Here is a 22341-nt window from a genome sequence, read left to right as displayed (position 1 = left end):
AGCCCCGCAGTCACAAGGACCAACCCATGTTCGACCTCATCATCAAAGGCGGCACGCTCCCCGACGGCCGCGCCACCGACATCGGCATCAAGGGCGACCGCATCGCCGCCATCGAAGACCTCTCCACCGCCGAGGCCCGCGACACCATCGACGCCAGCGGCGACCTCGTCAGCCCGCCCTTCGTCGACCCGCATTTCCACATGGACGCCACGCTCAGCTACGGCACCCCGCGGATCAACGCCTCGGGCACGCTTCTGGAAGGCATCGGCCTCTGGGGCGAACTCAAGGAAGTGATGACCCAGGACGAGGTCAAAGCCCGCGCGCTGGAATATTGCGATTGGGCCGCCTCGTTGGGGCTTCTGGCGATCCGCAGCCATGTCGACACCTGCGACGACCGGCTTCTGGGCGTCGAAGCCCTGCTCGACGTGCGCGAGACGGTGAAGGACTACATCGACCTGCAACTCGTCGCCTTCCCGCAAGACGGGCTCTACCGCGACCCCACGGCGCATGAGAACACCATTCGCGCCCTCGACATGGGTGTCGATGTGGTGGGCGGCATCCCGCATTTCGAACGCACCATGGCCGACGGCGCCCGCTCCGTCACTGCCCTATGCGAACTCGCCGCCGAACGCGGCCTCATGGTCGACCTGCATTGCGATGAGACCGACGACCCCCATTCGCGCCACATCGAGACGCTGGCCTATGAGACCCAACGCCTCGGGTTGCAGGGCAGGGTGGCTGGTTCTCACCTCACGTCGATGCATTCGATGGACAATTACTACGTCTCGAAACTGCTGCCGCTGATAGCCGAGGCAGAGGTCGCCGCGATCCCGAACCCGCTCATTAACATCACCCTGCAGGGCCGCCACGATAGCTTCCCGAAACGCCGCGGCCTGACGCGCGTGAAAGAGATGCAGGCCATGGGCATCGACGTCGGCTGGGGGCAGGACTGTGTGATGGACCCGTGGTATTCCATGGGCACGGGCGACATGCTCGACGTGGCCTTCATGGGGCTGCATGTGGCGCAGATGACCTCGCCCGAGGAGATGCGCCGCTGCTTTGACATGGTGACGAATGTGAACGCGCGGATCCTCGGCTTGCAGGACTACGGGCTGCGCGTCGGCGCGACCGCCTCGCTGGTGGTACTGGACGCGGGCAACCCGATCGAGGCGTTGCGCCTGCGGCCCGACCGGCTCTGCGTTGTGGCCAAGGGCCGCGTGATCTCACAACAGGCGCGCAACGACGCGCGGCTCAGCCTGCCGGGGCGGCCCGACAGCGTGCGCCGCCGCCATAGCGCGCATTCGTAAAACCGGGCTGAAAACAGGCCCAAAATCGGCGCCTTGAACCCGGGTGCCGATTTCCTACTTCTGGCCAATTGAACTCCGTCACACCCAGTGCTATGTTAGCGCTAACCGCGCCAATCCGCCCGAAACCGGGCCACCGGAGGACTCACCATGACCACGAAAATCGCCATCAACGGCTTTGGCCGCATCGGACGCTGCGTGCTGCGCGCGCTGATCGAGAACGGCTTTGACGGGATCGAAGTCGTTGCCATCAACGACCTGACCGATGCCGAAAACCTGCTGCACCTGCTGAAGTACGATTCCGTCCATGGCCGCCTGCCGGTGGATGCGGAATTGAAAGACGGCACCCTGCATGTGGCGGGCCAGTCCATCCGCATGACGGCAGAGCGTGATCCGGCGAAGCTGCCTTGGGGCGACGTCGATGTGGCCTATGAATGCACCGGTTTCTTCACCGCCCGCGACGCGGCGGCGAAACATCTGGAGAATGGCAGCAAACGCGTGTTAATCTCGGCCCCCGGCAAGGGGGTAGACCGCACCGTGGTCTACGGCGTCAACCATGACGAGTTGACCGGCGAAGACGTGATCGTCTCCAACGCGTCCTGCACCACCAACTGCCTCGCCCCCGTGGCCAAGGTGCTCGACGATACTTTCGGGATCGAAACCGGCTATATGACCACGATCCACGCCTATACCGGCGACCAGCCGACCCACGACAGCCCGCACCGCGACCCGTATCGTGGCCGCGCCGCCGCCCTGTCGATGGTGCCCACCTCGACCGGCGCCGCCGCCGCGATTTCCGAGGTGATCCCCCATCTGAAAGGCGTGCTCGAAGGCTCTGCCGTGCGGGTGCCGACGGCCAATGTCTCGCTCGTGGATCTGTGCATCATGCCCAAGAAACCGGCCACGGCAGAGGCGGTGAACGCGGCCATGCAAGAGGCGGCCGATGGCGCGTTGAAAGGCGTGTTGGCCTATGAGCCCGCGCCGCTGGTCTCGACCGATTTCAACCACGATCCGCATTCCTCGACCCTCGCGCCCGATCAGACGCGGGTGACCGATGGCGGCATGATCCGCGTGGTCAGCTGGTATGACAATGAATGGGGTTTCTCGAACCGCATGAACGACACTGCGCGCGCCATTGCCGCGCTGATCTAAGCTATTGCTGGCGCGGGGGGCAGCCCTCGCGCCCGCGCTCTACAGCGAGGCCGCCGCGCGGCTCGCTTGGTCATATTGACCCGACATCGCCCGAAGCTGCGCCGCAATCTTGCGCAGTTCCTCGCCCGAGATATCGGTGCGCGGCAAGCCATCCAGAAAACACGCCTGACGGATCGCGCGATAGGCTTCGCATAGCTCGGCGCCCGCAGGCGAGGTGCGATAGAACACCTCCTTGCCGCGTTTCTCTGCGCTCAGCAATTCGGCCTTGACCAGCTTGCGAAGGGCGTAGTTCACCGTATGCGTGTCTTCGATGTTGAGCAGGAAGCAGATATCCGTCAGCCGCTTCTCCCGGCCCCGGTGGTTGGCGTTGTGCAGCACGAGGATTTCCAGCGGCGTCAGATCGCCATTGCCCGCCGCCGCCATGCAACGCGACATCCAGCGGGTGAAGGCGTTATAGGCGATGATCATGCCGTATTCGAGTTCGGAGGCCTCCCAGCCATCGCCCTCGGCCAAGTGACGTGAAGAGACGATGCGGCGTGACGGGGTGGGGGGTACTTCTTCCGACATGCGGTGCCTCCGGGTGTTTGACCCCTCTGACGTTACCAAGACGCTGACAATTTACAAGCGTTTCGCGGCGCTTCGCCGGTGCAGCAGGGGCAAAGATCAATTTGCAACAGGTTGCGCTGCCACATTCGCGCCATCTTTCGCGCGGTCCCCGGCTTTGCTAGGCTGCTGGCAATAATAAACGAGGCAGGCAGAGCAGTTATGAAAACGGGCTTTCGGGGCACGTTTGTCATCAGCTGGTCGCAAACAGAGATCGACGGTCTGGAGGCCGCGCCGGTGCAGTCGCTCGAACTGGGCTCGGCCTGGGCGTGGCGCGGGGATACCATCCGGGTGGATGGGCCGAATGATGTGCTGCGGCTGGATATGGCGGACGGGGCAGAGCGGCTGCGCAAACGCGCGGCCCGCAAGGTGCAGCGCCTGATCGGGGCCGCGCTTGAGGAGGGGGGCATACTGCCGCCCGCACCGCGGCGCGATCTGGGCACGGCCCCGCTGCCCGACGACAGCTTCATGGTCACCAATGGCGCGCGGACCTATACCGTCACCCTGATTGACGCAGGCCCGGGGCGGATGCCGCTGCTGATGTTCGTCGATGAAATGCCCCCGCGCAACAGCGAGCTTTGGGTGATGCACAGCACCCTGACCCCGGCGCGCGATGACCGGCCCGAGGGCGGCGGGGTGATCTGTTTCACCCCCGGCACCCGCATCCGGACCCCCAAGGGCAGCGCCCTGATCGAAGAGTTGCGCGAGGGCGATCTGATCCAGACGAAGGACAATGGCGCGCAGCCGCTGGAGTGGATCGGCAGCCGCCGGATGACCGGCGCGCGGCTACATGCCATGCCGCATCTGCGCCCCGTGCGCTTCCGCCCCGGAGCCTTGGGGATTGCCCAGCCCGACGCCCCGCTGCTGGTCTCCCCCGATCACCGGATCGTGCTGCAAGGCGCTCAGGCCCGTGATCTGTTCAACTGTGACGAAGTGCTGGTCGCCGCCAAGGACCTGATCAACGGCCACAGCGTGGCCAGCGATATGTCCCTGCGCGAGGTGACCTATGTCCATGTGTTGCTGGCCGAACATCAGGTGATGTGGGCCAATGGGGTCGAGACGGAAAGCTTTCATCCCGCCTCCGCCCCGCTGACCAGCCTTGGCGCGCAGGACCGGGCGCGGCTGCTGGCCGCATATCCGCAGCTTGAGACGGATCCGCACAGCTATGGCGGTTTCGCGCGGCGCAATCTCAGCACTTCGGAGGCGGCGATCCTGCGGCATGTGGCGTGACAGCCGGGCACGGGCGCCCGACCGTTCGAGAGGCGCTTAACTCTCGGCGCCTTCTTCGATCAGGGCCGCGATGATCGCCCGTGCGCTGTCGGAATCCCATTTCGCATCGCCCTGCAACCGGGCAATCTCGCGCCCTTCACGGTCTAGGATCACGCTGATCGGCAGGCCGAACACGCCCATCTGGCTGGCGAGCTTTTGCTTCGGGTCTTGGTGACGGGGCAGGCTGTCGACACCCGCTTCCTCGAAGAACCGTTTGATCCCTTCCTCAGAGTTGCGCCCCGTGGCGATGGTTAGCACCTGAAAATCATCGCCGCCGAATTCCTTTTGCAGGGCGTTCAACTGTGGCATCTCCTTGCGGCAGGGCGCGCACCATGTGGCCCAGAAGTTCACCAGCACGATCTTGCCTTCGTAATCCGCCAGCGACATCGCCTCGCCATCGTCCTCACGCTCAAAGGTCACGTCAGAGGCCGCCTGCGGCGCGTCATGGATCACGAGTTTCTTCATGTCCCCTTCGCGCAGCCCCGCGATGTCAGCCGTTCCGGCAAGGGCGGGGTTTGCACCTGCGACAAGCAGCGTATAAACGAGGCCGAGCACAAGATTTTTCATACGTCCCTCCAAGGGTATTCAACATGACCGACACGACCTCGAACAAAATGTGGGGCGGGCGTTTCGCCGCCGGACCGGATGCGATCATGGAGGCGATCAACGCCTCGATCGGGTTCGACAAACGGATGGCCGCGCAAGACATCAAAGGGTCGCGTGCCCATGCCGCCATGCTGGCAGCCACAGGCATCCTGACTGATAACGACGCCGACGCGATACGGGAAGGGCTTCTCACAATCTTGTCAGAGATCGACGAGGGCCGGTTCGAATTCTCCGCAGCCCTCGAAGACATCCACATGAACGTGGAGGCACGGCTGAAAGACCTGATCGGAGAGCCCGCAGGCCGCCTGCACACGGGCCGCAGCCGTAATGACCAAGTCGCGACCGATTTCAAACTCTGGGTGCGCGACCAATTGGACGCCGCCGACGAGGGGCTGCAGGCCCTGATCCGCGCGCTTTTGTCTCAGGCCGAAGCGGGGGCCGATTGGGTCATGCCGGGCTTTACGCATCTGCAAACCGCGCAGCCCGTGACATGGGGCCACCACATGATGGCCTATGTCGAGATGTTTGGCCGTGACCTGTCGCGCATCCGCGATGCGCGCAAGCGGATGAACGAATGCCCGCTGGGGGCCGCCGCATTGGCGGGCACCTCCTTCCCGATCGACCGCGAGATGACGGCAGAGGCGCTTGGTTTCGACCGCCCCGCCGCGAACTCCCTCGACGCGGTGAGCGACCGCGACTTCGCGCTGGAATTCATGTCAGCCGCCAGCATCTGCGCCATGCATCTGTCGCGCTTCGCCGAGGAGCTGGTGATCTGGTCCTCCGCGCAGTTCCGTTTCGTGGCGCTGTCGGATCGTTTTTCGACCGGCTCCAGCATCATGCCGCAAAAGAAAAACCCCGACGCTGCCGAGCTTATCCGCGCCAAAGTGGGCCGCATCTTTGGCGCCAACACCGCGCTGATGATGGTGATGAAGGGGCTGCCGCTGGCCTATTCCAAGGACATGCAAGAGGACAAAGAGCAGGTCTTTGACGCTGCCGACAACCTGATGCTGGCGCTGGCCGCGATGACCGGGATGGTGGGCGACATGACCGCCGAGCGCGAGAACCTCGCCGCTGCCGCGGGCTCGGGTTTCTCCACCGCCACCGATCTTGCCGACTGGCTGGTGCGCGTGCCGAACCTGCCGTTCCGCGACGCGCATCACGTGACCGGCACGCTGGTGGCCATGGCCGAGGCGCAGGGCTGCGATCTGCCGGACCTGACGCTGGAGCAGATGCAATCGGTCCATGCCGAGATCACCAAGGACGTTTTCGATGTGCTTGGCGTCGAGAATTCGGTAAACTCGCGCATGTCCTATGGCGGCACCGCGCCCGCGCAGGTGCGTGCCCAAATCGCACGTTGGAAGGAAATCCTGAAGTGAAACGCCTCCTTGCGGCCCTTTCCCTGTTGAGCCTTGCCGCCTGTGGCGCGGATGGCGAACCGGTGCGGCCCACGGCGAGCAGCAGCATCACCATGTCCTCGTCGGGCGTCTCGGTAGGCACAGCGGTGGGGCTGCGCCGCGGGCCGTTCTCCGTCTCGCTCGGGGCCGGGTCGTGAGGCCGCTTTTGCAGATCACACTGGTGGCCGGGGCGCTTGCCTTGGCCGCTTGCACCCCGCCGCAGTCCGCCCCACGGCAGGCCGCACCCACACCGCCGACCGAGCCGGGGATCAGCCTGTCGGGCTATGCCACCGTCGGCGTGGTCAAGAGTTTCTGATGTCGCTTTTGCGGATGCTCTACCTCGCCCTCGCGGTCTGGGGCACGATCCATCCGATGTATTACTTCGTCACATGGTTCAACGCCGAAGGCTGGAGCCTGAGCGCCATGGTCGAGGCATGGCACGCGAATGCCGCCGCCAGCGGGCTGGTCTGGGACCTGACCATCGCTGCCGTCACTTTGACCATCTGGATCATTGGCGAGGTCGCCGTGCGGCGCAATTTCCTCAGCCTGATTGCCATTCCCGCCACGTTCTGTATTGGGGTGAGCTGTGGCCTGCCGCTTTATCTTTTCCTGCGGACAGCGCCCATCAGATAAGCGGCGACGACATGGGGCCAAACGCAGATGGATCATTTTCTCTATAAAGACGGTGTGTTGCATGCCGAAGACGTAAGCCTGGCCGAGATTGCCGCCGCCGTGGGCACGCCCGTCTATGTCTATTCCACCGCCACGCTGCTGCGCCATTTCCACCTTTTTGACGACGCGCTGTCGGGGATGGACCATCTGGTCTGCTACGCGATGAAGGCGAACTCTAACCAAGCCGTCTTGCGCACGTTGGCGCAGGCGGGCGCGGGGATGGATGTGGTCTCGGGCGGGGAATACCGCCGGGCGAAAGCGGCGGGCGTGCCGGGCGACAGGATCGTCTTTTCCGGCGTTGGCAAGACCCGGGAAGAGATCGAACTGGCGCTGACGGGGGGCATCCGCCAGTTCAACGTCGAGAGCGAGCCAGAGATGATCCTGCTGGATGTCGTGGCGCGCGAATTGGGCAAAGTGGCCCCGATCACCATCCGCGTAAACCCGGATGTGGACGCGAAAACCCACGCCAAGATCGCCACCGGCAAGAGCGAGAATAAGTTCGGCATCCCCATCGCCCGCGCCCGCGAAGTCTATGCGATGGCGGCCAAACTGCCGGGGCTCAAGATTGTCGGCATCGACGTGCATATCGGCAGCCAGTTGACCGATCTCGCCCCCTTTGAGCAGGCCTACGGCAAGGTCGCGGAACTGACCGAGGTGCTGCGGGCCGATGGCCATGACATCCGGCGGCTCGACCTCGGCGGCGGCTTGGGCATCCCTTACGAGCGGTCGAATTCCGCCCCGCCGCTGCCCACGGATTACGGTGCGATGGTGCAGCGCACGCTGGGGCATCTGGGCTGCGAGGTCGAGATCGAGCCGGGCCGCCTGATCGCGGGCAACGCAGGTGTGCTGGTGAGCGAGGTGATCTATCTCAAATCCGGCGAGGGCCGCGATTTCCTGATCCTCGATGCCGCGATGAACGATCTGATCCGCCCTGCCATGTATGACGCATGGCATGACATCGTGCCGCTGACCGAACCCGCCCCGGGGGCCGAGCCGCGCCCCGTCGATATCGTGGGCCCGGTCTGCGAATCCGGCGATACTTTCGCCAAACAGCGGATGATGCCGGTGCTGGGCTCAGGCGATCTGGTGGCCTTCCGCTCTGCCGGGGCTTACGGCGCGGTGATGAGCAGCGAGTATAATTCGCGGCCCCTGATCCCCGAAGTGCTGGTGAACGGCGATCAATTCGCGGTTATCCGCCCACGGCCAAGCTTTGACGAAATGATAAACCGCGATACCATCCCTGAATGGCTTTGACGGCATCCCGCCGCCGGGCCACCGGAGCGTGACGCATGGAGACTTCCACTGACAGGACAGACGGGCTGCGCGCTTTGCGCTGGCCCTTGCGGCTGACCTGGGCGGGGATGCTGGCCGAGGCGCTGGTGCAGGCGTTCTGGCCCGTGTTGGCGCTGGTGCTGACGGTGCTGGCGGCGCTGATGATGGGCGCGCAGGATGCTTTGGCGGGCGGGGCGCTTTGGGCCGCGTTGGCCATCGTCGGTCTTGCTGCTCTCTCCGGTTTGTTCTTTGCCCTGCGCCGTTTCCGTCTGCCATCCCGCGCGGCGGCGCTGGCGCGCTTGGATGCCAGCCTGCCGGGGCGGCCCATTCGGGCGCTCTTGGACGATCAGGCGATTGGCGCAAGCGATGCCGCCTCGGCGGCGGTCTGGCAAGCGCATCAGCGGCGCATGGCCGCGCGGGCGGCTGCGGCCAAGCCGGTGAAGGGCGATCTACGGGTCGCGCAGGCCGATCCCTATGCGCTGCGCTATGTGGCTTTGCTTGGGTTCATCGTGGCGCTTGTCTTTGGTTCCGTCTGGCGGTTGGGCGAGGTGACGCATCTGGCCCCCGGCGGGGCGGGCGGCACGCTCGCCTCCGGCCCCGTTTGGGAAGGCTGGGCCGAGCCGCCGCGCCATACCGGCAAGCCGACGCTCTACCTCAACGATCTTGAGGCCGGGGCGCTGTCGCTGCCCGAGGGCACGCTGATCACCCTGCGGCTCTATGGCGAATTGGGCGCGCTGACGGTGGCTGAGAATGTGTCGGGCCGCGAGGTGGCGGCATCCTCGGAACCCGCGCAGGATTTCACCCTGCGCCAAAGCGGAGAGATCAGCATCGACGGGCCGGGCGCGCGGGCGTGGCAGATCACGCTTTTGCCCGATGCCGTGCCACAGGTCGAACGGCTTGGCCCGCCTGAGGTGACCGCCTTGGGAGAGATGAGCCTGCCGTTCCTTGCGCGCGACGACTATGGCGTCGAAGCCGGGGAAGCGCGGATCAGCCTTGATCTGGATTCTGTCGACCGCCGCTATGGTCTGACCGTCGACCCCGAGCCGCGGCCTGAGATCGTGGTGCCGCTGCCCATGCCGATCAGCGGCGACCGGCGCGATTTCGAAGAGACGTTGATCGAGAATTTCTCGAAACACCCATGGGCCAATCTCCCGGTGTCGCTGCAACTTTCGGTATTGGACGCCTCCGAACAGCAGGCCGTGACCGAGGTGAGCCAGTTGACCCTGCCGGGGCGGCGTTTTTTCGAGCCGGCGGCGGCAGCGGTGATTGAGATGCGGCGCGATCTTTTGTGGTCGCGCGCAAATGCGCCGCGCATTGCGCAGGTGCTGCGCGCGGTGAGTTATGCCCCCGGCGATGACCTGCGTTCTGAGGTGACGGCGCTGCGGCTCAAGCAGGTGATCCGGCGGCTGGAACTGCGGGCGCGCTACGGGCTGGACGAAGAGGTGCAGACCGAGCTGGCCGAAGACCTCTGGGCGCTGGCGATCGAATTGGAAGAAGGCGTGTTGGCCGATGCGCTTGAGCGGATGCGCCGCGCGCAGAATAGGTTGAACGAGGCGATGAAGAACGGTGCCTCGCAGGCCGAAATCGCCGAGCTGATGGACGAGCTGCGCCGCGCCACCGAAGACTATCTGGAGCAACTTCAGCGGCAGCAGGCGCAGGAGGGCGCGGGCGAAGACCAGCAGCCGCAGGGCGAAGCGATGCAGATGACCCAAGACGATCTGCAACGCATGATGGACCGCATTCAGGAGTTGATGGAACAGGGCCGCATGGCCGAAGCCGCCGAGGCGCTGCGCCAGTTGCAGGAAATGATGGAGAACATGCGCGTCACCGAAGGCCAGCCGGGTCAGGGCGGCAATTCGCCCGGTGAGCAGGCGATGGAGGGGCTGTCGGACACGCTGCGTGAGCAACAGGGGCTGAGCGATCAGGCCTTCCGCGACCTGCAAGAGCAGTTCAATCCCGGCACCGGCGCGGGCGAGAGTGACGGCAACGAAGGCCGCAACGGCGGGCAGGGGCGCGGCGAGAGCCATGAAGGCCAGCGCGGGCAGGGCGGCCCCTCCGGTGAAGATGGGGCCGAGGAGGGGCTGGCCGGTCGCCAGCAGGCACTGCGCGACGAGCTGCGCCGCCAGCAAGGGCGTTTGCCCGGGCAGGGCACGGCTGAGGGGGACGCGGCCCGCGACGCGCTGGACCGCGCGGGCGAGGCGATGAACCGCGCCGGAGAGGCGCTGCGCCGCGATGAACTGGCCGAGGCGATCGACAATCAGGCGCAGGCGATGGAAGCGCTGCGCGAGGGCATGCGCGCCCTCGGTGAAGCGATGGAACAGGAGCAACGCGCAGGCCAGCCGGGCCAAGGCACGGCAGAGGGCGGCGATCAGCGCGGCGAGGGGCGCGATCCGCTTGGGCGTGAGCAGGGCGGCAGCGGGGCCAACAGCTCGGACGCGCCGCTGGCGCAGGGGCCGGACGATCAAGGCCGCGCGCGGCGGTTGCTGGACGAAATCCGCCGCCGCTCAGGCGAGGCGGAGAGGCCCGAGGTCGAGCGGGATTACCTTAACAGGTTGTTGGATCGGTTCTGATCGGGACTAGCCCTGCGACTGGGTCGCCACGGTGTCGAGCCAGACCAGCAGGTCTTGCAACTGCCCGTCGAGCCAGAGCCGCGCATCGTCCATCCATGCCACATAGGATGACAGATAGGGATCGGCCTGCGGCAGGGACTGCGCGATCTCGGGCGCGTAGACATAGACTACCGCGAGCAGGGCCGCCAAAACGATCATTATGGTGAACCCCCGCATGAACCCGCCGGATTTCTGCGGCTTTTCGGGGCGGTCGAGCGCGGCGGTGGGGGTGGGCCCGGCCTGCGCGCCCTCTTGCCCGTCATGGCGCAGGGTCGAGTTAATCTCTTCGATATCGGGCAGAAGATCGCGGCGCGAGGCGCTGCCATAGGCGTCGACCTCGCTTTCCGGGACCGGCTCTCCGCGCATCTTGGCCATGCGCAGGCGCGCCTCATGGGCGCGGCGGGCGTCTTCATCCTCGGTCACATGGTCTTCTGCGGCGATCTCGGGGGCCTGCTGCGGCTGTGTCAGGGGCGCGTCGTCTAGGCCTAGGTCCGGCTGGCTTTCCAGCGGTTCGGACTGGCGACGGCGGCGGGCTTCTTGCTCTGCCGCGGCCTCTTGGCGGAGGATCTCTGCGATGGCGGGGTCGAGGGGGCGGCGCACCGGCGCGGCGGGGGCGGGTTGGGGCGTTTCCTCCTCGGGGTCGAATTCGTCTTCGAAGTCGTCGTCTTGATCGTCCTCAAAGGGCACGTCTTCCTCTTCATCGCCGAAGGGCTGCAAATCGGGCAGGCTGGCCGCTGCGGCGGCTTCCGTGTCCTCATCCGGGCCGCGCTGCTTCATCCGCATCACGTCGTCGGCGAAATCATCCTCTTCGGCCTCTGGCGCATTGTCGGGGTGATGCTGGAACCACGTCTGCCCGCAGTTGGAACATTGCACATCACGCCCCGCCGCCGGCATCACATCGTCGGGGACTTCGTATTGCGCGTCGCAGTTGGGGCAGATCAGCCGCATGGTCATTCCTGGGTTCGTTCGGTGCTCTGAGATCGTAACGGGCAGCATATGTCCTAGAATAACGTAGGAAAAGTGATATCTGGGCAGGGTGCTGGGGTTCTGAGTGATTGAATCCTTTCCGGTGCTGAGGCACAACAGGTCGAAGTTTTTTAAGGTGGATGCGTGATAGAGCTCGAAAATGTGGCCTACAGCTATGGCGGGGGCGAATTGCTGTCCGACATCACGCTGAAACTCGCCCCCGGATCGTTCCATTTTCTGACCGGCCCCTCGGGCGCGGGCAAGACCACCTTGATGAAGCTCTGCTATGGGGCGCTTTTGCCCACGGCGGGGCACCTACGGCTGTTCGGGCAGGACGTGCGCGGGCTGGGGCGCGATGACATCGCGCTGTTGCGCCGCCGTGTCGGCGTGGTGCATCAGGACGTGAAATTCCTCGACCATCTCCCCCTGACCGAGAATGTGGCCCTGCCGCTCAATGTCTCGGGCCGCGGGGCCGAGGCGGGGGGCACGGATCTGGAAGAATTGATGTCGTGGGTTGGCCTCACCAACCGCGTCGACGCTCTGCCGCCTGAGCTTTCGGGCGGGGAGCGGCAGCGGGCCGCATTGGCGCGCGCGGTGATCATGTCGCCCGATGTGATCCTCGCCGATGAGCCGACGGGGAACATCGACTGGGAGATGTCCCAGCGGCTGCTGCGCCTGCTGATCGAGTTGAACCGCATGGGCAAGACCGTGTTGATCGCCACCCATGATCTGGGCCTCATCCGCGCCACCAAAGCGCATGTGCAGGCCCGCGTCTTGCGCATCGCGAACCGGCGCATCCAACTGGCGGGGGCGGATCTGTGAAGCGCTTCGATCTGGGCGCCCTGCGCGCGATTTTCAAAGGCGACCGGCAGGCCGACCGCGTGGTGCCGCCTTCGGGTTTCACCGCGCAGTTGACGCTTTTCGCAGCGGGGGCGATGGCCTTTCTGGCGGTCTTTGCCTTGGCGCTGTCGCTGGCCTCGGGCCGTTTGGCGCAGGTCTGGGGGCAGGAGTTGGCGCAGTCGGCGACGGTGCGGATCGTGGCGCCGCTGGATCAACGCGCGGCCCAGACGGAGGCCGCCTTGAAGGTGTTGCAGACGACCAAGGGCGTGGCTTCGGCCCGTGCCCTGACGGATGCGGAGCAAGAAGAGCTGCTCGCCCCGTGGTTCGGCCCGGAATTGGCGATGGAGAACCTGCCGGTGCCGCGCCTGATCGAAGTGGTCGAGGAGGGTGAGGGGTTGGACCCCGTGGGCCTGCGCTTGCGTCTCTCGGCTGAGGTGCCGGGCGCGGTGCTGGACGATCACAGCCGCTGGCGCGCGCCCTTGGTTGCCGCGGCCAGCCGCCTGCGTCTCTTGGGCTGGATTTCGACGCTGTTGATCGGGGCTGCGGTGGCCGCGATGGTGACGCTTGCGGCGCAAGCGGCGCTTGCGGCCAATGCGCAGGTGATCGCGGTGCTGCGGCTGGTGGGGGCGACCGATGATTATATCGCGCGGGCCTTCATCCGCCGTTTCACCCTGCGCGCGCTTCTGGGTGCCGCGGCGGGCACGGCTTTGGGCATGATCGCGGTGGTGTTGCTGCCTGACGCGGGCGAGGCAGGCGGATTTTTGACCGGCTTGGGCTTCCAAGGCTGGCATTGGGCCGTGCCGCTGATGGTGCCGCTTCTCGTCGGCGCGGTCGCCTTTGCCGCCACCGGGGCCGCCGCGCGGCGTACATTGAGGGAGTTGACATGAAGCTGCTGCAATGGGTCCGCTCGATCCTTTATATCGTGCAGGTGACCGTGGCGATGCCGGTGATCGGGCTGGCCTTCGCGCCTTGGGCGATGTTCTCCAAACGCGGGGCCTATGCGGGCTGCAAAGCCTATGCCGCTTGGGCCATGTGGACGGCGCGTTGGCTGATCGGCTTGCGCTGCGAAGTGCGCGGCCAAGTCCCCGAGGGTGAGGTTCTGATCGCGGCCAAGCATCAGTCTTTCCTCGATATCATCATGATCTTCCACGCCCTGCCACGGGCCAAGTTCATCATGAAGCGGGAGGTGCTTTGGACGCCGGTGATCGGGCAGTACACCAAGCGGATGCAGATGATCGCCGTGAACCGGGGCAAGCGCGGGCAGGCGATCACCAAGATGATGGAAGACGTAAACGCGGGCCGGGTGGAGCCGGGGCAGATCGTGATCTATTCCCAAGGCACCCGCGTCGCCCCCGGGCTGAGCGCGCCTTACAAGGTCGGCACGGCGGTGCTTTACGATCAACTGGGGCAGGTCTGCGTGCCTGCGGCGACCAATGCGGGCTACTTCTGGCCACGCCGGGGCCTCTACCGCCGCCCGGGCTTGGCCGTGGTGGAGTTTCTGGAGCCGATCGAGCCGGGGCTGGACAAGCGCACCTTCATGGCGCGGTTGGAGCAGGAGGTGGAGAGCCAATCCGACGCGCTGCTGCGCGAGGCGGGGTGGCGGCCTGCGGAGGCGGGGTAGGCGCGGGGCGCTCGCCTTTTTGGTCTGAGGCTTCTCGGAATGACACGCCCGGCCGCAGGCCGGGCAGCGCCGACCCGCGGGGCGGCGCTGCCCTTTGCGATTTGTCGGCATGCCGTAGTGCCCGCTGAAACGATGGTTTCGCGGGCTGCAATCTTAGATATTCAGGAAGCCGTTAAAGTGGCGGCGCCGCCGGGGGAGGTGGAAAAGACAGGCGTCACCCTGCATGTCTCTACGTATCGACATGACCCGCGAAGGGCCTCATCTTCCGTGAATGTCGCGACGGGGGTGGTTTTACGGCAGGGGTGCTAACGCGCGATAGCCGCAGCGTGCGCCGCCTGCGCAACGAAAAGGGGCGGACCCTTGGCCCGCCCCGTCGTCTTACATGTGGATCGGCCCGTCGCCGCAGGCCAGTGCGGCTTCGCGCACGGCTTCAGAATAGGTCGGATGCGCGTGGCAGGTCATCGCCAAATCCTGCGCCGAGGCACCAAATTCCATCGCGACGCAGACCTCGTGGATCAGGTCGCCCGCGCCGGGGCCGATGATGTGGCAGCCGAGGATGCGGTCGGTCTCCTTATCCGCGATCAGCTTGACGAAACCGTCGCCGGCAAAGACCGCTTTGGCCCGCGCGTTGCCCATGAAGGAGAATTTGCCGACTTTATAGGCGCGGCCCGCTTCCTTCAGCGTCGCCTCGGTCTCACCCACGCTGGCGACTTCCGGGTGGGTGTAGATCACGCCGGGGATCACGCCGTAGTTCACATGGCCATGCTTGCCCGCGATGACTTCGGCGGCGGCCATGCCTTCGTCCTCGGCTTTATGCGCCAGCATCGGGCCCTCGATCACGTCGCCGATGGCATAGACGCCTTTGACGGAGGTCTCCCAATGCTCGTTGACGGCGATCTGGCCGCGCTCGGTCATCTTGATGCCGAGATCATCGAGCCCCATGCCTTTGATCACCGGCTTGCGGCCTGTGGCGACGAGCACGGCATCGGCTTCAATCTCATGTTCGCTGTCGTCCTTGCGGAGCTTGTAGCTGACCGTGGCCTTGCCTTTGGCGACTTCGGTCTTCTGCACGGCAGCGCCCATGACGAAGTTCAGCCCCTGCTTTTTCAGCATGCGTTGGAAGGTCTTTTGCACCTCGGGGTCCATGCCGGGGGTGATCACGTCGAGGTATTCGACGACCGTAATCTCGGTGCCGAGACGGGCGTAGACGCTGCCCAGTTCCAGACCGATCACGCCTGCGCCAATCACCACCATCTTCTTGGGGATCTTGCCCAGTTCCAGCGCGCCGGTGGAGGTCACGACGGTCTTCTCATCGACCTCGACACCCGGCAGCCTTGCGGGCTCAGACCCGGAGGCGATGATGATGTTCTTGGCCTCATGGACCTCATCGCCGACCTTGACCTTGCCCGCCTCGGGGATCGACCCCCAGCCCTTGAGCCAGTCGATCTTGTTCTTCTTGAACAGGAATTCGATGCCCTTGGTGTTGGTCTCGATGGTCTTGTCTTTGTAGGTCAGCATCTGCTTCCAATCGACGGTCGGCGCTTTCGCCTTGAGACCCATCTCTTCGAAATTATGCTCGGCCTCATGCAGCATATGCGTGGCGTGGAGCAGCGCCTTGGAGGGGATGCAGCCCACGTTGAGGCAGGTGCCCCCGAGGGTCTCACGGCCTTCGACACAGGCGGTTTTCAGGCCCAGTTGCGCGCAACGGATGGCGGCGACATAGCCGCCGGGGCCGGAGCCGATCACGATGACATCATAGCTCGACATGGGGGGTCTCCTTAGCAGTCGGGTATTGCAGGCAAGGTATGAGGCGCGGGTTTCAGGTGCAAGCGCCGCTGCCTGCGGGTGTTGGGGGAAAGGGTTAAACGAGGGCCGCCAGCAGCATCAGCATGGTCGCGGCGAAACCGACGATCCAGATGAACGACCGATGCGGGCGCAGGCCAAGCGCATAGGCGGGAATATAGAGCAGCCGGGCGATGAGATAGACCCAAGCGCAGGCGGCGGTGAAGGCGGTGTTCTGGGCCGACATTTGCACCACGCCCACGGCGATGCCGAAAAGGATCAGCCCTTCGAAATGGTTGTCAAGCGCCCGACCCAGACGGGCGGTGCGGTCGCTCATCGCGCGCGACGGTTCACGGTCACGCGCCGACATGGTGTAGCCGGGGCCAAGCTCACGGTTGGCGGGCACGGCGTAGAGCACGAATTGCAGCCCCTGTAGCAGGGCCGCGAGGGTCAGGACGGTCAGCTCGGCGCTCATGCGGATTTCACGAAATAGGCGGTGGAACTGGTCACGGTGCCCTTGTCATCGCTGCTCAGCGCATCTGATCGGGCGAGCCAGTCATCGGCCTTTTTGCGGTCGTTCACATCCAAGAGAACGGAGGCTTTGCTGCTGCTGTCGGCGTGTTGCCAGATTTGCAGCACCGAGAGCCCCGCATTGCGCCGCGCCTCGGCATCGGCGTCGAATGCGTCTTTCCAAGCGGCGAAATCGGTGACGTCGAAGTGGCAGATCATCTGCATGGGAATGCCTTTCAGAGCGCGTGGAAATAGAGAACGGCGGTGGCGGCATAGCCCGCCAGCCAAGCGAGGGTGCGGATTGTCGGCACGCCAAGAGCGTAGACGATCACGTAGATGATCCGCGCCAGCAAGAAGACCTGGGCGGCGAGCAGTGTGGCGCTGTTGTTGCGGCCCAAGATCTCTACCAGCAGCACGGCGGGGGCGAAGATCGCCATGGCCACGACAGAGTTATCAAGCGCGCGGCCCAGACGTGCGGTCATGCCGGTGGTGGTGCGCGTCTCATCGCGCGAGGACATCAGGTAGCCCATCGACAGCTGCCGGGTCGCGCCCAGCACCTGCAAGAGGATCGTCAGCATGACCAGAAGGCCATAGGCGGCGAGGAGGGTGGTTTCGGTCATTTCTTTAGCTCCACATGAGGGGCCAATCGCATACCTTTTCGAATCTCGGTGCCATATGATTTCGGTACTCTTGCGAGCTCACAGATCTCTTGAATGTTCTGGCCTTTGAGTTGCTCGGCAAACTCAATCCCGAAGAGGTGAATCGACACGACCACCTGTCGTTCTGCGGCATTGTGATATCGATCGGCAAATGTATTGGCTAAATCTGCGGTTCTCATGGCCTTCTCCTTAAATTGAATGATGCAACAACTTCAGACTACATAATTCGATCTGAAACTTCGCCTATCATTCTTCTAAGAGCGACGGGCCGTATAGCGATAGGGCGGGGGTCGCCCCCCGCCCATAGTATCACAGATCCATCAACAGACGGCGCGGATCTTCGAGCATCTCTTTGACGCGGACAAGGAAGGTCACCGCGCCCTTGCCGTCGATCAGGCGGTGGTCGTAGCTGAGCGAGATATACATCATCGGACGGATCACGACCTCACCGTTGATCGCCATCGGGCGGTCCTGGATCTTGGCCATGCCGAGGATGCCGGACTGCGGCGGGTTCAGGATCGGCGCAGTCATCAGCGAGCCGTAGACACCGCCGTTGGAGATGGTGAAGGTGCCGCCGGTCATGTCGGCCATGGTGAGCTTGCCGTCACGGGCCTTCTTGCCCATGGCGTTCACCGCCTTCTCGATCTCGGCAAAGGACATCGCGTCAGCGTCCTTGATCACCGGCACCACGAGGCCCGTGGGCGTGCCCGCGGCGACGCCCATATGGACGTAGTTCTTGTAGATCACGTCGGTGCCGTCGATCTCGGCGTTGACCTCGGGGATCTCTTTCAGCGCGTGGCAGCAGGCCTTGGTGAAGAAGGACATGAAGCCCATCCGCACGCCGTGCTTCTTCTCGAAGTCGGCCTTGTAGGCGTTGCGCAGGGCCATGACCTCCGTCATGTCGACCTCGTTGAAGGTCGTCAGGATCGCGGCGGTGTTCTGCGCTTCCTTAAGGCGGCGCGCCATGGTCTGCTTGAGGCGGGTCATCTTGACGCGCTCTTCGCGGGCGGCGTCATCGGGGGCGGAAGCGGCGCGCGGTGCGGCGGGCTTCGCCTCGGCCTTGGGCGCGGCGGAGGTGCCAGCGGCCACGGCTTTGGCAACATCTTCCTTCATCACGCGACCATCGCGGCCCGAACCTGTGACCTGATCGCGGCTGATCCCCGCTTCGGCCATGGCTTTCTTGGCGGAAGGTGCGTCTTCGACATCTTTGCCATCGGCGGGCTTGGTCTCAGGCGCGGCACCGGCACCGGATTTGGCGTCTTCACCCTTGGGGGCAGCAGCGCCTGCGCCGGTGGTCAGCGCGGCCAGTGTGGCGGACGCTTCGACGGTGCTGCCTTCTTCGGCAAAGATCTCGGCCAGCACACCTGCGGCGGGGGCGGGGACTTCGACGCTAACTTTGTCGGTCTCCAACTCGCAGAGCATCTCATCGGCTTCGACCTTGTCGCCGACCTTTTTGAACCAAGTGCTCACGGTCGCTTCGGTCACCGATTCGCCCAAGGTGGGCACCTGTACGTCGATGCTTTGACCTTCGCGGGCGGCGACTTCGGTAGCGCCTGCGTCGATGGCTTTGGGCGCATCACCGCCACGGTCGGACTGGGAGGCGGCCTCATCGTCCTTGGCGGCTTCTTTGGCTTTCGGCGCGGCGTCCGAGCCAGAATCGCCTTCGCTGACATTGGCCAACAGGGCATCAACGCCCACGGTTTCGCCTTCTTGCGCAACGATCTCGCTCAATGTGCCAGCGACGGGGCTAGGCACTTCGACGGTGACTTTGTCTGTCTCCAACTCACAGAGCATTTCATCCACCGCGACGGTATCGCCGGGTTTCTTGAACCATGTGGCAACGGTGGCTTCTGTGACGGATTCGCCCAGCGTTGGGACGCGTACTTCGCTTGTCATGGTTTACTTTCCTTTGATGGTCAGCGCCTCGTCAACGAGGGCGGCTTGTTGTGCTTTGTGCTGGCTGGCCAGACCCGTGGCGGGCGAGGCCGAAGTGGCGCGGCCCACATAGGAGGCGCGGCCATGTTTCGCGTCGATGCGGCCCAGAACCCATTCGATATTGGGCTCGATGAAGGACCATGCACCTTGGTTCTTGGGCTCTTCCTGACACCAGATCATCTCGGCCCCTTTGAAGCGTTCCAGCTCCTTCACGGCGGATTGCGCGGGGAAGGGGTAGAACTGCTCGAAGCGCAGGAGGTAGATGTCGTCGATGCCGCGGGCGTCGCGCTCTTCCAGCAGGTCGTAATAGACCTTGCCCGAACACATCACCACGCGCTTGATCTTGTCATCCGCGACCAGTTTGGTGTCGGAGTTGCCCTTTTCGGCGTCATCCCAGAGCACCCGGTGGAAGCTCGACCCGGTGGTGAATTCATCGGCCTTGCTGACGGCCAGCTTGTGGCGCAGCAGCGACTTGGGCGTCATTAACATCAGCGGCTTGCGGTAGCTGCGGTGCAACTGACGGCGCAGGATGTGGAAGTAGTTGGCGGGCGTGGTGCAGTTCGCCACGATCCAGTTGTCGCCGCCACACATGGTGAGGAAGCGCTCCAGACGGGCCGAGGAGTGCTCGGGCCCTTGACCCTCATAGCCATGCGGCATCAGGCAGACGAGGCCTGACATGCGCAGCCATTTGCTCTCACCGCTTGAGATGAATTGGTCGAACATGATCTGCGCGCCATTGGCGAAGTCGCCGAACTGCGCCTCCCAAAGCGTCAGCGCATTGGGTTCGGCCAGCGAATAGCCATATTCGAAACCCAGCACCGCATATTCGCTGAGCATGGAGTCGATGACCTCATAGTCGGCCTGCCCCTCGCGGATGTGGTTCAGCGGATAGTAGCGGTCTTCGTTCTCTTGGTTGATGAAGGCCGAGTGGCGTTGGCTGAAGGTGCCGCGGGTGCTGTCCTGACCCGACAGGCGGACCTTGTAGCCCTCGGTCAGCAGGGAGCCGAAGGCGAGCGCCTCAGCCGTGGCCCAGTCGAAGCCCTCACCGCTTTCGAACATCTTCTTTTTCGCGTCGAGCAGACGGCCGATGGTTTTATGCAGCGGGAAGCCCTCGGGCGCGGTGGTGATCGCCTTGCCGACATCTTGCAGCGTCTCGGGGGCGATGGCGGTTTTGCCGCGCTGGTAGGACTTGTTCTTTTTGTCCATGCCGGACCACTTGCCGTCGAGCCAGTCGGCCTTGTTTGGGCGGTAGTCTTTCCCGGCCTCGAACTCATCGTTGAGATGGTTCTGGAAGGCGGTCTTCATGTCTTCGATCTCACCCTCGGGGATCAGACCGTCGGCTACCAGACGCGAGGTATAGAGGCTCAGCGTGGTTTTCTGTTTCTTGACGCTCTTGTACATCACCGGGTTGGTGAACATCGGCTCGTCGCCTTCGTTGTGACCGAAGCGGCGGTAGCAGAAGATGTCGATGACCACGTCCTTGTGGAACTTCTGGCGGAACTCGGTGGCGACGCGGGCGGCGTGGACCACGGCTTCGGGGTCATCGCCGTTGACGTGGAAGATCGGCGCCTCGACCACAAGCGCGTTGTCGGTCGGATAGGGCGAGGAGCGCGAGAAATGCGGCGCGGTGGTGAAGCCGATCTGGTTGTTCACCACGATATGCATGGTGCCGCCGGTCTTATGGCCCTTGAGGCCCGACAGCGCGAAACATTCGGCTACGACGCCTTGGCCTGCAAAGGCCGCGTCGCCGTGCAGCAGCACGGGCATGACGGCGGTGCGGTCCTCGTCGTTCAACTGGTCCTGTTTGGCGCGGACCTTGCCCAGCACGACGGGGTTCACCGCCTCTAGGTGGGAGGGGTTCGCGGTCAGCGACAGGTGCACGGAGTTGCCGTCGAACTCACGGTCCGAGGACGCGCCGAGGTGGTATTTCACATCGCCGGAGCCGTCCACATCGTCGGGTTTGAAGCTGCCGCCTTGGAATTCGTTAAAGATCGCGCGGTAGGGTTTCTGCATGACATTGGCAAGGACCGAGAGGCGGCCACGGTGCGGCATGCCGATAACGATGTCCTTGACGCCCAACTGGCCGCCGCGCTTGATGATCTGCTCCATCGCCGGGACAAGGCTTTCGCCGCCATCAAGGCCGAAACGCTTGGTGCCCATGTATTTGACGTGGAGGAATTTTTCGAAACCTTCGGCTTCGACCAGCTTGCTCAGGATCGCCTTGCGGCCTTCCTTGGTAAAGGCGATTTCCTTGCCGTAGCCTTCGATCCGCTCTTTCAACCAACCGGCCTGTTCGGGGTCGGAGATATGCATATATTGCAGCGCGAAGGTGCCGCAGTAGGTCGAGCGGACGATGCCGACGATCTGCTTCATAGTGGCCACTTCGAGGCCCAGCACATTGTCGATGAAGATCGGGCGGTCCATGTCAGCATCGGTGAAACCGTAGGACTTGGGGTCAAGCTCGGGCTGTTCGCCCATGTCGCGCATGCCCAGAGGGTCGAGCGTCGCGGCGAGGTGGCCACGAATGCGGTAGGCGCGGATCAGCATGAGCGCGCGGATGCTGTCGAGCACGGCGGCGCGGATTTGATCGTCGGAAACGGGCACGCCCTTTTCCTCGGCCTTCTTCTTGATCTTCTCGCCTGCGGCTTTCGCCTCGGTCGGTTCGGGCCAGACACCGGTCAGCGCGCCCATCACCTCGCTTTGGGGGGCGGGGGGCCAATCGGGGCGCGCCCAAGAGGGGCCAGCGGCCTCGGCCTGCGCGGTTTCGGCGTCATCGCCCATCGCCGCAAAGAACGTTTGCCATGCCTCGTCAACCGCGTTGGGATCGTTGGCATAGCGGGCGTACATCGCCTCAAGATATTCCGCGTTGTCGCCTTCCATAAAGGAAGAGGCGTGGAATTGTTCGTTGGCGGGTTGGTCGGTCATTGGGTCACCTTTGTTCGGCGGGGCAGACGGGACAGGGTCAGAATCAGGGTCGGTCTATAGTCAGGCCCGGGGCGGGGGGCCATAGGTATCAGAGGCGGAGGTGCAGGGCCCTGCGGAGCCGCCGGATCGGGCGTTTGCCCGCGGGCCGGCGCCGGGCGAAAGCGGGCAGAGATTGACCGCGGTCTGAATGTGCATCTTGCCCTCCTTCGCTGTCGGCGGCGC

22 protein-coding genes are annotated in these 22341 nt (G+C 64.4%); 12 read left to right on the top strand and 10 right to left on the bottom strand.

What is annotated here, in order from left to right; genetic code table 11:
- Positions 1 to 26 precede the first annotated feature (26 nt).
- Together ACGYK2_RS11620 and gap are read left to right on the top strand one after the other, a co-directional pair.
- Positions 27 to 1307 (top strand): amidohydrolase family protein, encoded by a 1281-nt coding sequence (locus tag ACGYK2_RS11620; protein WP_271689315.1) that lies wholly within the window; start codon positions 27 to 29, stop codon positions 1305 to 1307.
- Between the two features lie 147 nt (positions 1308 to 1454).
- A complete protein-coding gene (gene gap / locus ACGYK2_RS11615) occupies positions 1455 to 2456 on the top strand; it encodes a type I glyceraldehyde-3-phosphate dehydrogenase (protein WP_271689316.1) in 1002 nt (333 codons plus the stop codon).
- A 39-nt stretch (positions 2457 to 2495) separates the two neighbouring features.
- Here the strand turns inward: gap and ACGYK2_RS11610 are convergent, their stop codons facing one another.
- A complete protein-coding gene (locus tag ACGYK2_RS11610) occupies positions 2496 to 3023 on the bottom strand; it encodes a winged helix DNA-binding protein (protein WP_067262160.1) in 528 nt (175 codons plus the stop codon).
- Between the two features lie 198 nt (positions 3024 to 3221).
- On the opposite strand from ACGYK2_RS11610, the gene ACGYK2_RS11605 reads away from it, so the two are divergent.
- Entirely contained in the window at positions 3222 to 4289 is a 1068-nt protein-coding gene (locus ACGYK2_RS11605) for a Hint domain-containing protein (RefSeq protein ID WP_271689317.1), read from the top strand.
- A 36-nt stretch (positions 4290 to 4325) separates the two neighbouring features.
- Here ACGYK2_RS11605 and ACGYK2_RS11600 read toward each other — a convergent pair whose 3' ends face one another.
- Positions 4326 to 4895, bottom strand: coding sequence for a TlpA family protein disulfide reductase (locus ACGYK2_RS11600; RefSeq protein WP_271689318.1), 570 nt, complete (start codon positions 4893 to 4895; stop codon positions 4326 to 4328).
- 23 nt (positions 4896 to 4918) lie between these two features.
- Here ACGYK2_RS11600 and argH point away from each other — a divergent pair, with 23 nt between their 5' ends.
- The 6 genes from argH to ACGYK2_RS11570 are packed head-to-tail and all read left to right on the top strand — an operon-like array spanning position 4919 to position 10842.
- Positions 4919 to 6310, top strand: coding sequence for an argininosuccinate lyase (gene argH, locus ACGYK2_RS11595; protein WP_271689319.1), 1392 nt, complete (start codon positions 4919 to 4921; stop codon positions 6308 to 6310).
- Positions 6307 to 6486 (top strand): hypothetical protein, encoded by a 180-nt coding sequence (locus ACGYK2_RS11590; protein ID WP_271689320.1) that lies wholly within the window; start codon positions 6307 to 6309, stop codon positions 6484 to 6486. Before argH ends, ACGYK2_RS11590 begins: the two co-directional genes overlap by 4 nt.
- On the top strand, positions 6483 to 6644 hold the full coding sequence (locus ACGYK2_RS11585) for a hypothetical protein (RefSeq protein ID WP_271689321.1): 162 nt from the start codon (positions 6483 to 6485) through the stop codon (positions 6642 to 6644). Before ACGYK2_RS11590 ends, ACGYK2_RS11585 begins: the two co-directional genes overlap by 4 nt.
- Positions 6644 to 6961, top strand: a complete 318-nt coding sequence (locus ACGYK2_RS11580; protein ID WP_271689322.1) for a DUF2834 domain-containing protein — start codon at positions 6644 to 6646, stop codon at positions 6959 to 6961. The genes ACGYK2_RS11585 and ACGYK2_RS11580 overlap by 1 nt, the downstream gene beginning before the upstream one ends.
- Positions 6962 to 6988: 27 nt before the next feature.
- Entirely contained in the window at positions 6989 to 8254 is a 1266-nt protein-coding gene (gene lysA / locus ACGYK2_RS11575) for a diaminopimelate decarboxylase (RefSeq protein ID WP_271689324.1), read from the top strand.
- Between the two features lie 35 nt (positions 8255 to 8289).
- Positions 8290 to 10842, top strand: a complete 2553-nt coding sequence (locus ACGYK2_RS11570) for a DUF4175 domain-containing protein (protein ID WP_271689326.1) — start codon at positions 8290 to 8292, stop codon at positions 10840 to 10842.
- Positions 10843 to 10848: 6 nt separating this feature from the next.
- On the opposite strand, the gene ACGYK2_RS11565 is transcribed toward ACGYK2_RS11570, so the two are convergent.
- Entirely contained in the window at positions 10849 to 11829 is a 981-nt protein-coding gene (locus tag ACGYK2_RS11565) for a zinc-ribbon domain-containing protein (protein ID WP_276154466.1), read from the bottom strand.
- A gap of 162 nt (positions 11830 to 11991) precedes the next feature.
- Between ACGYK2_RS11565 and ACGYK2_RS11560 the strand changes: the two genes are divergently transcribed.
- The 3 genes from ACGYK2_RS11560 to ACGYK2_RS11550 are packed head-to-tail and all read left to right on the top strand — an operon-like array spanning position 11992 to position 14308.
- A complete protein-coding gene (locus ACGYK2_RS11560; RefSeq protein WP_271689329.1) occupies positions 11992 to 12669 on the top strand; it encodes a cell division ATP-binding protein FtsE in 678 nt (225 codons plus the stop codon).
- Complete coding sequence (locus tag ACGYK2_RS11555) at positions 12666 to 13574, top strand: ABC transporter permease (protein WP_271689330.1); 909 nt, start codon at positions 12666 to 12668, stop codon at positions 13572 to 13574. Before ACGYK2_RS11560 ends, ACGYK2_RS11555 begins: the two co-directional genes overlap by 4 nt.
- Positions 13571 to 14308 carry a 1-acyl-sn-glycerol-3-phosphate acyltransferase gene (locus tag ACGYK2_RS11550; RefSeq protein ID WP_271689331.1) on the top strand — a complete coding sequence of 246 codons (738 nt, stop codon included), beginning with the start codon at positions 13571 to 13573 and terminating at the stop codon, positions 14306 to 14308. The genes ACGYK2_RS11555 and ACGYK2_RS11550 overlap by 4 nt, the downstream gene beginning before the upstream one ends.
- 378 nt (positions 14309 to 14686) lie before the next feature.
- Here the strand turns inward: ACGYK2_RS11550 and lpdA are convergent, their stop codons facing one another.
- The 7 genes from lpdA to ACGYK2_RS11515 all read right to left on the bottom strand — a co-directional run bounded on the left by lpdA (position 14687) and on the right by ACGYK2_RS11515 (position 22119).
- Positions 14687 to 16075: a dihydrolipoyl dehydrogenase gene (gene lpdA / locus ACGYK2_RS11545; RefSeq protein ID WP_271689332.1), complete on the bottom strand. Its 1389-nt coding sequence runs from the start codon at positions 16073 to 16075 to the stop codon at positions 14687 to 14689.
- 94 nt (positions 16076 to 16169) lie between these two features.
- A complete protein-coding gene (locus ACGYK2_RS11540; RefSeq protein WP_271689333.1) occupies positions 16170 to 16565 on the bottom strand; it encodes an MAPEG family protein in 396 nt (131 codons plus the stop codon).
- Positions 16562 to 16825: a hypothetical protein gene (locus ACGYK2_RS11535; protein WP_271689334.1), complete on the bottom strand. Its 264-nt coding sequence runs from the start codon at positions 16823 to 16825 to the stop codon at positions 16562 to 16564. The genes ACGYK2_RS11540 and ACGYK2_RS11535 overlap by 4 nt, the downstream gene beginning before the upstream one ends.
- Before the next feature lie 11 nt (positions 16826 to 16836).
- Positions 16837 to 17220, bottom strand: coding sequence for an MAPEG family protein (locus ACGYK2_RS11530; RefSeq protein ID WP_271689335.1), 384 nt, complete (start codon positions 17218 to 17220; stop codon positions 16837 to 16839).
- On the bottom strand, positions 17217 to 17438 hold the full coding sequence (locus ACGYK2_RS11525) for a hypothetical protein (protein ID WP_271689337.1): 222 nt from the start codon (positions 17436 to 17438) through the stop codon (positions 17217 to 17219). Before ACGYK2_RS11525 ends, ACGYK2_RS11530 begins: the two co-directional genes overlap by 4 nt.
- A 130-nt stretch (positions 17439 to 17568) precedes the next feature.
- The gene (odhB, locus tag ACGYK2_RS11520; protein WP_271689338.1) at positions 17569 to 19155 is read right to left on the bottom strand and encodes a 2-oxoglutarate dehydrogenase complex dihydrolipoyllysine-residue succinyltransferase; all 1587 of its coding nucleotides are present in this window, start codon (positions 19153 to 19155) and stop codon (positions 17569 to 17571) included.
- A gap of 3 nt (positions 19156 to 19158) precedes the next feature.
- Positions 19159 to 22119, bottom strand: coding sequence for a 2-oxoglutarate dehydrogenase E1 component (locus tag ACGYK2_RS11515; RefSeq protein ID WP_271689339.1), 2961 nt, complete (start codon positions 22117 to 22119; stop codon positions 19159 to 19161).
- Positions 22120 to 22341: the final 222 nt, after the last annotated feature.

Source organism: Sulfitobacter sp. 1A10359 (genome assembly GCF_043558145.1).
GTDB classification, from domain to species: domain Bacteria; phylum Pseudomonadota; class Alphaproteobacteria; order Rhodobacterales; family Rhodobacteraceae; genus Sulfitobacter; species Sulfitobacter faviae.
This window is presented reverse-complemented; position numbering and strand designations above follow the sequence as displayed.

Coding starts and splice junctions, on each gene's coding strand:
- ACGYK2_RS11620 (WP_271689315.1), top strand. CDS start 27: ATGTTCGACCTCATCATCAAAGGCGGCACGCTCCCCGACGGCCGCGCC.
- gap (WP_271689316.1), top strand. CDS start 1,455: ATGACCACGAAAATCGCCATCAACGGCTTTGGCCGCATCGGACGCTGC.
- ACGYK2_RS11610 (WP_067262160.1), bottom strand. CDS start 3,023: ATGTCGGAAGAAGTACCCCCCACCCCGTCACGCCGCATCGTCTCTTCA.
- ACGYK2_RS11605 (WP_271689317.1), top strand. CDS start 3,222: ATGAAAACGGGCTTTCGGGGCACGTTTGTCATCAGCTGGTCGCAAACA.
- ACGYK2_RS11600 (WP_271689318.1), bottom strand. CDS start 4,895: ATGAAAAATCTTGTGCTCGGCCTCGTTTATACGCTGCTTGTCGCAGGT.
- argH (WP_271689319.1), top strand. CDS start 4,919: ATGACCGACACGACCTCGAACAAAATGTGGGGCGGGCGTTTCGCCGCC.
- ACGYK2_RS11580 (WP_271689322.1), top strand. CDS start 6,644: ATGTCGCTTTTGCGGATGCTCTACCTCGCCCTCGCGGTCTGGGGCACG.
- lysA (WP_271689324.1), top strand. CDS start 6,989: ATGGATCATTTTCTCTATAAAGACGGTGTGTTGCATGCCGAAGACGTA.
- ACGYK2_RS11570 (WP_271689326.1), top strand. CDS start 8,290: ATGGAGACTTCCACTGACAGGACAGACGGGCTGCGCGCTTTGCGCTGG.
- ACGYK2_RS11565 (WP_276154466.1), bottom strand. CDS start 11,829: ATGCGGCTGATCTGCCCCAACTGCGACGCGCAATACGAAGTCCCCGAC.
- ACGYK2_RS11550 (WP_271689331.1), top strand. CDS start 13,571: ATGAAGCTGCTGCAATGGGTCCGCTCGATCCTTTATATCGTGCAGGTG.
- lpdA (WP_271689332.1), bottom strand. CDS start 16,075: ATGTCGAGCTATGATGTCATCGTGATCGGCTCCGGCCCCGGCGGCTAT.
- ACGYK2_RS11540 (WP_271689333.1), bottom strand. CDS start 16,565: ATGAGCGCCGAGCTGACCGTCCTGACCCTCGCGGCCCTGCTACAGGGG.
- ACGYK2_RS11535 (WP_271689334.1), bottom strand. CDS start 16,825: ATGCAGATGATCTGCCACTTCGACGTCACCGATTTCGCCGCTTGGAAA.
- ACGYK2_RS11530 (WP_271689335.1), bottom strand. CDS start 17,220: ATGACCGAAACCACCCTCCTCGCCGCCTATGGCCTTCTGGTCATGCTG.
- ACGYK2_RS11525 (WP_271689337.1), bottom strand. CDS start 17,438: ATGAGAACCGCAGATTTAGCCAATACATTTGCCGATCGATATCACAAT.
- odhB (WP_271689338.1), bottom strand. CDS start 19,155: ATGACAAGCGAAGTACGCGTCCCAACGCTGGGCGAATCCGTCACAGAA.
- ACGYK2_RS11515 (WP_271689339.1), bottom strand. CDS start 22,119: ATGACCGACCAACCCGCCAACGAACAATTCCACGCCTCTTCCTTTATG.